This is a genomic window from Mesorhizobium sp. M7A.F.Ca.MR.176.00.0.0 (assembly GCF_004023165.1).
In the GTDB taxonomy this organism is placed as follows: Bacteria; Pseudomonadota; Alphaproteobacteria; order Rhizobiales; family Rhizobiaceae; genus Mesorhizobium.
Genome location: NZ_RZTC01000045.1, coordinates 40,670 through 50,668, shown reverse-complemented (window position 1 = coordinate 50,668; position 9,999 = coordinate 40,670). Strand labels below are relative to the sequence as shown.

At 61.1% G+C, this 9,999-nt stretch carries 10 protein-coding genes; 6 read left to right on the top strand and 4 right to left on the bottom strand.

All coding sequences use genetic code 11. The annotated features are described in order from the left end of the window. Nucleotides 1-34: 34 nt before the first annotated feature. Nucleotides 35-1,471 carry a glutamine synthetase family protein gene (locus EOB59_RS16950; RefSeq protein ID WP_164895672.1) on the bottom strand — a complete coding sequence of 479 codons (1,437 nt, stop codon included), beginning with the start codon at nt 1,469-1,471 and terminating at the stop codon, nt 35-37. 163 nt (nt 1,472-1,634) lie between these two features. Between EOB59_RS16950 and EOB59_RS16945 the strand changes: the two genes are divergently transcribed. Then, on the top strand, nt 1,635-2,348 hold the full coding sequence (locus tag EOB59_RS16945) for an HAD family hydrolase (RefSeq protein WP_128288835.1): 714 nt from the start codon (nt 1,635-1,637) through the stop codon (nt 2,346-2,348). A 69-nt stretch (nt 2,349-2,417) separates the two neighbouring features. Here the strand turns inward: EOB59_RS16945 and EOB59_RS16940 are convergent, their stop codons facing one another. The 3 genes from EOB59_RS16940 to aceA form a co-directional block, all read right to left on the bottom strand. Continuing rightward, a complete protein-coding gene (locus EOB59_RS16940; RefSeq protein WP_128288834.1) occupies nt 2,418-2,870 on the bottom strand; it encodes a response regulator in 453 nt (150 codons plus the stop codon). Between the two features lie 231 nt (nt 2,871-3,101). Beyond that, nucleotides 3,102-3,344 carry a hypothetical protein gene (locus tag EOB59_RS16935; RefSeq protein ID WP_112625246.1) on the bottom strand — a complete coding sequence of 81 codons (243 nt, stop codon included), beginning with the start codon at nt 3,342-3,344 and terminating at the stop codon, nt 3,102-3,104. Between the two features lie 57 nt (nt 3,345-3,401). Beyond that, a complete protein-coding gene (gene aceA, locus EOB59_RS16930) occupies nt 3,402-4,691 on the bottom strand; it encodes an isocitrate lyase (RefSeq protein WP_127268366.1) in 1,290 nt (429 codons plus the stop codon). Nucleotides 4,692-4,919: 228 nt separating this feature from the next. Here aceA and EOB59_RS16925 point away from each other — a divergent pair, with 228 nt between their 5' ends. From EOB59_RS16925 to EOB59_RS16905, 5 genes are all read left to right on the top strand, one after another. Beyond that, nucleotides 4,920-6,362 (top strand): XRE family transcriptional regulator, encoded by a 1,443-nt coding sequence (locus EOB59_RS16925; RefSeq protein ID WP_127807877.1) that lies wholly within the window; start codon nt 4,920-4,922, stop codon nt 6,360-6,362. A 149-nt stretch (nt 6,363-6,511) separates the two neighbouring features. Then, a complete protein-coding gene (locus tag EOB59_RS16920) occupies nt 6,512-6,916 on the top strand; it encodes a DUF2167 domain-containing protein (protein ID WP_128288833.1) in 405 nt (134 codons plus the stop codon). Then, on the top strand, nt 6,835-7,413 hold the full coding sequence (locus tag EOB59_RS16915) for a DUF2167 domain-containing protein (RefSeq protein ID WP_128288832.1): 579 nt from the start codon (nt 6,835-6,837) through the stop codon (nt 7,411-7,413). Before EOB59_RS16920 ends, EOB59_RS16915 begins: the two co-directional genes overlap by 82 nt. Nucleotides 7,414-7,591: 178 nt before the next feature. Continuing rightward, nucleotides 7,592-8,542, top strand: a complete 951-nt coding sequence (locus tag EOB59_RS16910) for a DMT family transporter (protein ID WP_128288831.1) — start codon at nt 7,592-7,594, stop codon at nt 8,540-8,542. A 340-nt stretch (nt 8,543-8,882) separates the two neighbouring features. Further along, nucleotides 8,883-9,980 (top strand): polyamine ABC transporter substrate-binding protein, encoded by a 1,098-nt coding sequence (locus tag EOB59_RS16905; protein ID WP_127268369.1) that lies wholly within the window; start codon nt 8,883-8,885, stop codon nt 9,978-9,980. Nucleotides 9,981-9,999 lie beyond the last annotated feature (19 nt).

Here is a 9,999-nt window from a genome sequence, read left to right as displayed (position 1 = left end):
CCCCTACTCCCCTACTCCCCTACTGCCCTATTCCCTACACATTCAGCAACAAATACTCCCGCTCCCACGGGCTGATCACTTCCATGAAGGTCTCGAACTCCGCCCGTTTGATCGCCGCATAGGTGGCGGCGAAGGACTTGCCCAGATGCGCGCAGAGTTCCTCGTCGCCCTCGAACAGGTCGACGGCTTCGAGCAGGCCGCGCGGCAGGTCGATTTCGTCGGCATTGGCGGTGGTCAGCACGGGAGGCTCGGCCTTGATCTTGTTGGTGATGCCGATCAGCCCGCAGGCAAGCGATGCCGCCAGCGCCAGATAGGGGTTGGCATCGGAGGACGGGATGCGGTTTTCGACGCGCCGCGCCGCCGGATCCGAGCGCGGCACACGAAACGCCGTGGTGCGGTTGTCATAGCCCCATTTGTTGTTGACCGGCGCCGACGCCGCCTGCGTCAGCCGGCGGTAGGAATTGACATAGGGCGCGAACATCACAAGTGCGTTCGGCACATGCTTCTGCATGCCGCCGATGAAATGGAAAAAATCGTCAGTTTCCGAGCCGTCAGCGGCCGAAAAGATGTTCAGTCCGGTCTTCTTGTCGATGATCGACTGATGGATGTGCATGGCGGAGCCGGGTTGCCCCTGGATGGGCTTGGCCATGAAGGTGGCATAGATCTCGTGCTTGAGTGCTGCCTCGCGAATGGTGCGCTTGAACATGAACACCTGGTCGGCCAGTTCGATCGGGTCGCCGTGGCGCAGATTGATCTCCAACTGGCCGGCGCCCTCCTCGTGGATCAGCGTATCGATCTCAAGGCCCTGGCTTTCGGAGAAATGGTAGATGTCGTCGATCAGTTCGTCGAATTCGTTGACGCCGGCGATCGAATAGCCGGCGCCGCCGCCGATCGCGCGTCCCGACCGGCCGACAGGCGGGGTCAGCGGATAGTCCGGATCGGGATTCTTGCGCACCAGGTAGAATTCGATCTCGGGCGCCACCACCGGCTTCAGGCCGAGCTTGTCATAGGCGGCCACCACACGTTTCAACACATTGCGCGGCGTGAACTCGACCGAGCGTCCGTCCTGGTGGACGAGGTCGCAGATGACCGCGGCCGTCGGGTCTTCCTCCCAGGGCACCACCGTCAGGGTCGACAGGTCCGGCATCAGTTTGAGGTCGCCGTCGTCTTCCGGATAATGGAAGCCATTGCCATCCTCGGGGTAGCCGCCGGAAATCGTTGTCATGAAGACAGCCGAAGGCAGTGCCAGCGAGGTGTTGGAGGTGAATTTCTTCGATGGCATCATCTTGCCACGCGCAACGCCTGCCTGATCGGGCGTGATGCACTCGATGTCCTCGATGCCGCGCCACTCCAGCCAGGCGCTGACTTCCTTCCAGTTCTTGACGCCCCGTTGGTTTTTCACGAAGGCAGGCGTGCGGGCGCGTCCTCCGCGGCTCGACGGACGGACTTCCTTTTTTGCAGGCGGCATCATTCACCAGATTGGGTTGCGGATTGTGGAGTATAGCCGTGCCCTCCTATGGAAGGGAAGGGGAGCCGCGTCGGGCATTGGCTGACCGCGGTTGAAAATCACGCCAATCGGCTTAGTTTCGGCCGTCCCCTTCAATCGAGGCCCCAAATCTTAATCGAGAAATTGAATGCGGCCCAACGGCAAACTGACAACGATCGGATTCGATGCCGACGACACGCTGTGGCAGAACGAGCAGTTCTTCCGGCTGACGGAAAAGCGCTTTGCCGCCATGCTCGTCGACCATGGCGAAGCGGAGCACATCTCGGCACGATTGCTGGAGGCCGAAAGGCGCAACCTCGCCGTCTATGGCTTCGGCATCAAGGGATTTACCCTGTCGATGATCGAGACGGCGATCGAGGTCACGCAAGGCCGCGTACCGGCTCCGGTCATAGCGGAGATTCTCGATGCCGGCCGCGAGATGCTGAGCCATCCGATCGAGGCCTTGCCGCACGCCCGCGAGACGGTCGAAAAGCTTGCCGGCGCATTCCGCCTCGTGCTGATCACCAAGGGCGACCTCTTCGATCAGGAGCGCAAGCTGGCTGGCTCAGGCCTTGGCGATCTGTTCGACGCGGTCGAGATCGTCAGTGACAAGAATGCAGCCACCTATAGCAGGCTCTTCAACCGCCACGGTGATGGTCCGGCGAAAAGCATGATGGTCGGCAACTCGCTGAAGTCGGATGTGGTGCCGGCCATAGAGGCCGGCGGCTGGGGTGTCCATGTGCCGCATGAACTGACATGGGTGCTGGAGCATGTCGAGGCGCCGGTAACCGAATCGAGGTTCCGCCAGATATCCGATCTCGGACAACTGCCCGGACTGATCGAAAGCATCATCGATCCGTGATCGCCGGGCCTTACCTGGTTTGCTCAATTCCGGACGGAAAACCGCCTGCGTACTTTTCCCGCAATTGCCTTAGCGGCCGATCAGGCGATCGATCACCGGTTGCAACCGTTCGGGCGTGATCGGCTTGGCGACCACCACGTCGATGATACCAGACAGGCCCAGACTTTCCGTCGTGCCGTTCTTGGTTGACAGCAGGATTACCGGTGGCAGCGATTTGCCCGAGGCGCGGCGCAACGCGTCGATGCTGGACATCAGATTGTCGCAGTCCTTGTTGTCGGCGCCGCCGTCAAGGACAACCACACCGGGAATGAGCGACCGCAAGATCCTTGCCGCTGTGTCGGGAGATTCCGAAATCGGCTTGAGTCCGGATCGCTCGACGATCTTTGAAATCACCACGCGATTGATGGGCGATTTCCCGACGACAAGCACCTGCGACGGATCGCGGGTCGCCTCGGTGGTTGAGTCGCGGGTCACCAGATTCGGATGTCTTGGAGTCTCGCCTTCGCGATTCACCGGGCACACAAGTCGGCCAAGAAGCTCGCCCCTATTTCAATGCAGAGTTGAATCCGGAGCGCAATTGGCGTGAGATCGGAGCCTATGTCAAGTTGAAATAAAAGTGCCCGAAATCATCGCCGGGAGCAGTGAATTTCAAGCAACGCTACTGTACTCAACTGTCCACACGTGCATTTCATAAAAAGAAAATTCACCTGCGCAATGGATGCGCAGGTGAAGGGTCGGTTGCATGGATTCCGGTCAGCCGTGGCGCTGCTGCGTGACGATCACCGGGATCAGCAGATCGCCCCAGTTGCCGTCGCCGCCGTGATGTCGTGCCGAGCGCACGAGTTCCACCGAGACGCCCGCCTCGACCGCCTTCATCACCGACTGGTTGAGGCGGTGCAGGTCGTTTGCCAGCATGCGGATCGTCGCCTGCTGGTCGACGCTCATCGTCGTCGACTGTTCCTCGGCGCGTTCCTTGACGCGGCTTATCGATGCCATTGGTCTTCTCCTGTGTTCCCAGCCCTGTTGGGCGTTTCCTCTGTACTTTGCTGCTCGCTATTCCGCGGCCGGTTTGAACTGCGCGTGCTCGGTCGATTCATGCATGGCGGTGGTCGATGACTGGCCGCCGGTGATCGCCATCGACACGGCGTCGAAATAGCCGGTGCCGACTTCGCGCTGATGTTTGGTCGCGGTGTAGCCATCGGCCTCGGCCGCGAACTCCGCTTCCTGCAACTCGGAATAGGCCGCCATCTGCCGCGCCTTGTAGCCGCGCGCCAGTTCGAACATGCCGTAGTTGAGCTGGTGGAAGCCGGCGAGCGTGATGAACTGGAACTTGTAGCCCATCGCGCCGAGCTCCTTCTGGAACCTGGCGATCGTCGCGTCGTCGAGGTTCTTCTTCCAGTTGAACGAGGGCGAGCAATTGTAGGCGAGCAGCTTGTCGGGATGATGCTTGCGCACGCCCTCGGCGAATTTCCTGGCCTGCGTCAGGTCCGGCTTCGAGGTCTCGCACCAGATCAGATCCGCGTAAGGCGCATAGGCAATGGCGCGGGCGATGCAGGGCTCGATGCCGTTCCTGACATGGTAGAAGCCTTCCACCGTGCGCCCGGCGTCGTAGTCGACGAAAGGCTGGTCGCGTTCGTCGATGTCGGAGGTGAGCAGCTTGGCGGCTTCCGCATCGGTGCGCGCGACGACCAGGGTCGGCGTGCCCATCACGTCCGCCGCCAGGCGCGCGGCGTTGAGGTTGCGGATGTGCGCCGCGGTCGGGATCAGCACCTTGCCGCCGAGATGGCCGCATTTCTTTTCCGACGCCAACTGGTCCTCATAATGGACGCCGGCGGCGCCCGCCTCGATGAAGGCCTTCATGATTTCGAAGGCGTTGAGCGGTCCGCCGAAACCGGCTTCCGCGTCGGCGACGATCGGCGCGAACCATGTCTCGACGGAAAGCCCGTTGCCTTCGGACGTTTCGATCTGGTCGGCGCGCTGCAGCGTCCGGTTGATGCGCTTGACCAGTTCGGGCGCTGCATTGGCCGGATAGAGCGACTGGTCCGGATACATCGCGCCAGCCGTGTTGGCGTCGGCGGCAACCTGCCAGCCCGACAGGTAGATCGCTTTCAGTCCGGCGCGCACCTGCTGCATCGCCTGATTGCCGGACATGGCACCGAGCGCGTTGACGAAGTCCTCCTCATGGATGAGCTTCCACAGCCGGTTGGCACCCATTTCGGCGAGGCTCTGACGGATCTGCACCGAACCGCGCAGACGCTTCACATCCGCCGCGGAGTAGGGCCGTTCGATACCGTCGAAACGACCTTCCGGGGCCGATGGGACGAGGTTGTAAAAATCAGTCATTGGTCACTCCGAGGAATTGCTGAACTGTCTCAAGGCGTCGAGAATCTGGGGTCGTTGGGTATGACTGGATTTACATTTCTGCGCGAAATCAGCCACAAAAATCCGGGAAGCCGACGGAATATAAGAGAAAACCTGTGTTGCGTTTGACAGAGGTGCGTTGTAAATTTGTCATTATTGTAAAAGGCCAGAGCCCAGAAAGTTCATGTAAATTGCTGTAAAGGACAGTCCGTGGCTGACCAGAAGATCTTCGCCGGGCCGCGCATCCGCCGCATCCGCAATGCCAAGGGCCTGACCCAGACGGCGATGGCCGAGGGCCTCGGCATTTCACCGTCCTATCTCAATCTGATCGAGCGCAACCAGCGGCCGCTGACGGTGCAGCTGATCCTCAGGCTGGCTTCCGTCTACAAGGTCGATCCACACGAACTGCAGGGCGAGGCGAGGGGATCTGTCGCTGCCTTGAAGGAAGTGTTCACCGATCCCCTGCTGGTCGGCGAGTTGCCGGGTGATCAGGAACTGATCGAGCTTGCCGAGGCCGCGCCCAACGCGTCTGCGGCGGTGATAAAACTGTTCCGCGCCTATCGCGAGCAGGCCGAGCGCCTGTCCGACCTCAACGAACTGTTGGCGCGCGAAGGTCGGGCGACGGCGCTTTCCGGCGCCCGCCTGCCGATCGACGAGGTGCACGAGATTCTCGAGCGCCGGCCGAACCATTTCGCTGCCCTCGAGGAGGAGGCCGCGGCGTTCACCTCGGTGCTCGATCCCGGCGACGATCTGTTCGGCGCGCTGAAGGCCTGGCTGAAGCGAGAATATGGCATCGTCGTCAAGGTGCTGCCGGTCGCCACCATGCCTAACTGGCGCCGCCGTTATGATCGTCATTCGCAGCGCCTGTTCCTGTCCGAACGCCTGTCGCCGTTCGACCAGTTGCGCGAAGTCGCGATGGAGGCCTGCCTGATCCGCATGACGGTCGCGGTCGCCGGCGAGATCCAGGCGCTCAAGCTGAGCACCGACGAGGCGCGCCGCCTGGCCCGCTTCGAACTTGGCCGTTATGCGGCGCATGCGCTGATGATGCCCTATCAGGCCTTTCACGCGGCTGCCGTGCGCGCCCGCTATGACATCGATGTCCTGCGTTCGCGCTTCGGCGTCTCCTTCGAACAGGCAGCCAACCGGCTGACCATGCTGCAGCGGCAGGGTGCCTCGGGGGTGCCGTTCTTCATGCTGGAGGTCGACAATGCAGGCAACCGCTTCCGCAAGGCCGGCAGCCAGGGCTTTCCACAAAGCCGCTTTGGCGGCGGCTGTCCCAAGCTGCCCGTGCATGTTGCCTTCACCCAACCTGGCCAGGTCTTCGTCGAGGCAGTGGAAATGCCCGACGGCGCCGAGTTCCTGTGCATCGCCCGCACGCTGGAAGGGCCGCAAGGCGCGTTCTCGGAACGTCCGCGCCGCACCGCATTGCTGCTTGGCTGCGATATCGGCTTTCGTGACGAAATCGTCTATGGCGCGGCATTACCCGGTGCGGCAATCACCGCAAAGGCCGGCAGTATTGCGGCGACGCCGGTCGGGCCTGCCTGCCGGCTTTGCGAACGCGTCGGCTGCCTGGCGCGCGCCGAGCCGCCGGTGACGCGCCCGCTCGGCCTCGACGAGATGGTGACGGGCCTGAGTGCCTTCGATTTCCAGTGACGACATGAGTCGGCAAGAATATCTTTCGTCCGGCGGCGAAAGCTGCGGAGTCTTTCCTAGATAATATTGCCGAGTATTGCCGATCGAAATATTGATTCGGCGTTGACGACGAGGTATCAAGACGAACTACGCAAGGCTGGGGGGCGGCGATGGGCAGGACGGTTTTTTCGCTTGGGCTGACATTTGCCCTCTCAGCTTCATCTGCATATGCAGAAAAATCCTCGGATTTCTTCAGCTCCTACAAACAGTACAATGATGCCGGCAAGGCATTCCTGGACAAGATAGATCCAAAGACCGGACCGATAGACCTCGCCGAAGGCATTCACCTCGATCTCAAGGGCAAGTTCTATTTTCTGAATAAGAAGGACGCCGTCTCGGTCCTGACCGAGGCTTGGGGTAACCCACCCGATGCCGGTTCCGACGCGATCGGCATGATCTTCCCGAGCAATTATGACCCCATCGCCGACAACAATTGGGGAATAGAGCTGCGCTGGGAAAGATCGGTTATGTCGATGACGGCGACGCTGCCTCCATCAACTACAGCGAACTATTGAGCAGCATGAAGGCCGACACTTTGTCGGGCAACGATCAACGGGTGAAGGACGGTTTTCCGCCCGTCACGTTGATCGGTTGGGCTTCGCCGCCAGTCTATGATGCCGTCAACAAGCGTCTGCATTGGGCCAAGGAACTCCAGTTCGGAAACGACGCCGTCCACACGCTCAACTACGATGTCCGTTTCCTTGGCAGGGAGGGCGTCTTCGTGATGAGTTACATCGCCAATGTGGAGCAGTTGCCGGAGATAAAGCAGAGCCTGGATGAAGTGCTTGGCCTGGCGGGCTTCAGCACGGGCAAGAGATACACGGATTTCCTGCCCGGCACCGACACGGTCGCCGCGGTTGGGATTGGCGGCCTCATCGCCGGGAAATTGGCGGCAAAGGCTGGTCTTCTGGCGGTGGCGCTCATCGCCTTGAAGAAATTCGGCCTGATCCTGCTGATTCCGTTGGCCGGCCTTTGGCGGCTCATTCGGGGCAACAGGAACGCTTCCTCCTAGATTGGGATGATCAGCCAACCCCAGCAGGGCGAATTTGGTCCAGACGTCTGACCAGTGCGCCAAAGGGGAACATGAAGCTGGATCACGCCCGGCCGTTGCCGATGCATTAGGCGAAAATGGCACGTCCTTGTCGCCCATCGCGCATCGTGCACCGCCGGAAACACCGACAGTGGCAGCCATGACCAATACCGCATCGCCAATCGTCGCATCGCCAGCCGTGTCGCCGCGCGAGGAACGCGTCGGCATGCTTTTGGTCTTCCTGTCGGCGCTGATGTGGAGTTTCGGCGGCACCATCGCCCGCTTCATCACCGTCGGTGACAGCTGGACGGTCATTTTCTGGCGCTCCGTCTGGGCAGCCGCCTTCCTGGTCTGCTTCATGGTCTGGCGTGACGGCTGGCGTGGCACGTTGAAGCTGTTCCACGACATGGGTCTGCCCGGCCTTGCCGTCGGGATCTGCTTTGCCACCGCATCGACCGCCTTCGTCGTGGCGCTGGCCTACACCACCGTCGCCAACATCCTTTTGATGCAGGCAGGCGTGCCGTTGCTGGCGGCGCTGTTTGCCTGGGCGTTGTTTCGCGAAAGGGTCGGTGTCGCCACCTGGGTGGCAATCGCCGCCGTCATCACCGGCGTCGCCATCATGGTGTCGGAATCGCTGGATGGCGCCGTCTCGCCCATAGGCGATGGGCTGGCGCTGTTGATCGCGGTCATGTTCTCGGTCGCCACCGTCATCACCCGGCGGTTTTCCGGCGTGCGCATGACGCCGGCGACGTGCCTCGGCACCATGCTCGCGGCCGGCTTTGCCGTCTCGCAGGCATCGACCTTCACCGTGTCAGTCAGCGACATGGGCTTTCTGTTTGCCTTCGGCGTGGTCAATCTCGGCCTCGGTCTCGCCTTCTTCGCCACCGGCGCACGACTGATCCCGGCGGCCATCGCGGCTCTGCTCGGCACGTTCGAGCCGATCCTGGGCCCGATATGGGTCTGGCTCATCCATTCCGAGGTGCCGTCGGGGCGCACCATCATCGGTGGCGCGGTGGTGGTCACGGCGCTGCTCGTCCATATCGGGCTCGAATTCAAGCGCCAGGCACGGCCCGAACGCGCAGGGGTCACCGGGGTGCCGTCGCCTAATTGAAGCGGCCTGCAGCTTTGCCATTGACAACGTCGCTGCAGCACGGGCAGGCTGGGAATACGGCAACAACAAGACAGGCGTATCTTGCCAAGTCTCCCAGCCGGTCCGATCGGGACCGGACCATATCGTCGTATCTCTGCCCGCGCCACGGCGAAAGCCTATGACGGTATTGGCACGCCTCCCAGGCCGCCTCAGGGGCAACCAGCCATCTCATCGAACCGCCTGCATGGTCTCGGCAGTTCGCGCTTGTCGCCCCTTGGAAAGCTCAATAGTCTGAAGAAAATGCCGGTCGCGCTGATATCGCGACGAGCCGGTGAAGGAACACTCATCAAAGGAGAATAGCATGATCCGCAAAGCGCTCTGGCTTTCGGCAACTTCGGCATTCCTGACATTGTTCACCGTCGGCGGTCACGCCGCGGATCGTGTCGTCAACGTCTTCAACTGGTCGGACTACATCGACAGTTCGATCATCGACGATTTCACCAAGGAAACCGGCATCAAGGTCGTCTATGACACCTTTGATTCCAACGAAATCCTTGAGACCAAGCTGCTTGCCGGCGGCAGCGGCTATGACGTCGTCGTGCCCAGCGGCAATTTCCTTGCGCGCCAGATCCAGGCCGGCGTGTTCCAGAAGCTCGACAAGTCGAAACTGCCCAACATTTCCAACATGTGGGACACGGTTACCGAGCGAACCGCCAAATATGACCCCGGCAACGAATACTCGGTCAACTACATGTGGGGCACGGTTGGCATCGGCTACAACATCAAGAAGGTGCAGGCGGCGCTAGGCACTGACAAGATCGACAGCTGGGACGTCTTCTTCAATCCCGATAGCCTGGCCAAATTGAAGGACTGCGGCGTCTACGTGCTGGACTCGCCGGCAGATATCATCCCGGCGGCGTTGAAATATCTCAACCTCGACCCGAACAGCACGTCACCCGATGATATCGCGAAGGCCGAGGAGACCTTGCTCAAGGTGCGGCCTTACATCAGGAAGTTCCATTCCTCCGAATACATCAACGCGCTCGCCAACGGTGATATCTGCCTGGCGGTCGGCTGGTCGGGTGACGTGTTCCAGGCCCGCAACCGCGCGGTCGAGGCCAAGCAGGGCGTCGAAATCGGCTATTCCGTGCCGAAGGAGGGCGCGCAGATGTGGTTCGACCAGATGGCAATCCCCGCCGACGCGCCGCATGTGGCGGAGGCGCTCGAGTTCATCAACTACATGATGAAGCCGGAAGTTATCGCCAAGTCGTCGAACTACGTGCTCTACGCAAACGGCAACAAGGCTTCGCAGCAATTCGTCGACAAGGCATTGTTGGAGGATCCTTCGGTTTATCCCGATGCCGAGACCATAAAGAAGCTCTACACCGTCTCGCCATACGATCCCAAGACCCAGCGCGTCATCACGCGCACCTGGACCAAGATCGTCACTGGCCAGTAAGCAATCCGACACGGTCCCG

Coding starts and splice junctions, on each gene's coding strand:
- EOB59_RS16910 (WP_128288831.1), top strand. CDS start 7,592: ATGACCAATACCGCATCGCCAATCGTCGCATCGCCAGCCGTGTCGCCG.
- aceA (WP_127268366.1), bottom strand. CDS start 4,691: ATGACTGATTTTTACAACCTCGTCCCATCGGCCCCGGAAGGTCGTTTC.
- EOB59_RS16945 (WP_128288835.1), top strand. CDS start 1,635: ATGCGGCCCAACGGCAAACTGACAACGATCGGATTCGATGCCGACGAC.
- EOB59_RS16920 (WP_128288833.1), top strand. CDS start 6,512: ATGGGCAGGACGGTTTTTTCGCTTGGGCTGACATTTGCCCTCTCAGCT.
- EOB59_RS16950 (WP_164895672.1), bottom strand. CDS start 1,471: ATGATGCCGCCTGCAAAAAAGGAAGTCCGTCCGTCGAGCCGCGGAGGA.
- EOB59_RS16935 (WP_112625246.1), bottom strand. CDS start 3,344: ATGGCATCGATAAGCCGCGTCAAGGAACGCGCCGAGGAACAGTCGACG.
- EOB59_RS16905 (WP_127268369.1), top strand. CDS start 8,883: ATGATCCGCAAAGCGCTCTGGCTTTCGGCAACTTCGGCATTCCTGACA.